We start from the raw sequence: 228 nt of genomic DNA, 5'->3' as shown, positions 1-228 counted from the left end.
CAACGACCCGGTCAACGCCGGGCGTGCCCTGGTGCTGCTGCACGAAGCCGGGCTGCTCACCCTCAAGGACCCGAGCAACACCCTGGCGACCCAGCGCGACATCGCGGCCAACCCAAGGCACCTGAAGATTCGCGAACTCGAAGGCGCGCTGCTGGCCCGTGCGGTGAACCAGGTGGACCTGGCGTTCGTCTTCGCCAACTACGCGCTGGAGGCGGGCATCGATACCAG

Annotated in this window: 1 protein-coding gene; it reads left to right on the top strand. The window is 67.5% G+C overall.

Features of this window, described 5'->3' with window-relative positions; translation table 11 throughout:
- A partial coding sequence (locus tag RRF55_RS28375) for a MetQ/NlpA family ABC transporter substrate-binding protein (RefSeq protein ID WP_439419352.1) occupies nucleotides 1–228 on the top strand: 228 nt, incomplete at both ends.

The sequence above is a fragment of the Klebsiella sp. K47 genome (genome assembly GCF_051858335.1).
In the GTDB taxonomy this organism is placed as follows: Bacteria; Pseudomonadota; Gammaproteobacteria; order Enterobacterales; family Enterobacteriaceae; genus Klebsiella; species Klebsiella pneumoniae.
The sequence above is the reverse complement of the archived record's forward strand: the minus strand, read 5'-3'. Positions and strand labels throughout refer to the sequence as shown.